Consider the following 845-nt stretch of genomic DNA (forward strand, 5'->3'; position numbering starts at 1 on the left):
GGCCCGACCAGCGGCTTGCCGTGTCCTTGGAGCTCCGGCTGGTCCCATGCGCCGAGGAAGCCGCCGTGGTCGCCGAGCTCCAGCACCACCGCGACGAACATCGTGATGCCGGCCAGCAGCTGGATGACGAACTGTCCGAGTTCCGTCAGCGCGTCCGCCCACAGCCCGCCGATGGTGCAGTAGACGGCGGTGACCGCGCCGGTGATGAGGATGCCCTGGTTCAGGGAGACCCCGGTGAACACCGACAGCAGGGTGGCGATGGCCGCCCACTTAGCGCCGACGTCCACGATCTTGAGCAGCATCCCTGACCAGGCCAGCGCCTGCTGGGTGCGCAGGTCGTAGCGGTTCTTGAGGTACTCCAGCGGCGAGGCCACGTGGAGCCGGGAGCGCAGCCGGTTGATCCGCGGGGCGAACAGCCTGGAGCCGATGGCGATGCCCAGAGCGATGGGGAAGGACCAGGTGACGAACGAGGTGACGCCGTAGGTGTAGGCGATGCCGGCGTACCCGGTGAACATCACCGCGCTGTAGCCCGACATGTGGTGGGAGATCCCGGAGAGCCACCAGGGCATCTTGCCGCCGGCCGTGAAGAAGTCGCTGACGTTGTCCACCCGCTTGTGCGACCAGACACCGATGGCGACCATCACGGCGAAGTAGCCGATGAGCACCGCCCAGTCGAGACCGTTCATGTCCCCCCTTCCAGGGGTCCGCCTTGTGAACACCGCTCAGCTGGTTGGCACTTCGCCTGAGCGGGGCAGAAGCAGGGAAGGGTGCGAAGTGCCCGCTCATCGTGGGCGCTGTGGCGGGAGCACGACAAGAAAACTACAGGCCAAGACCAGGTAAAAATG

At 66.3% G+C, this 845-nt stretch carries 1 pseudogene; it reads right to left on the reverse strand.

Annotated features, from left to right (window positions below):
• A pseudogene (locus tag LPA54_RS33365) lies at positions 1-686 on the reverse strand (Na+:solute symporter); the annotation flags it as partial.
• Positions 687-845 lie beyond the last annotated feature (159 nt).

This window comes from Streptomyces sp. DH12 (genome assembly GCF_020873895.1).
Taxonomy (GTDB): domain Bacteria; phylum Actinomycetota; class Actinomycetes; order Streptomycetales; family Streptomycetaceae; genus Streptomyces.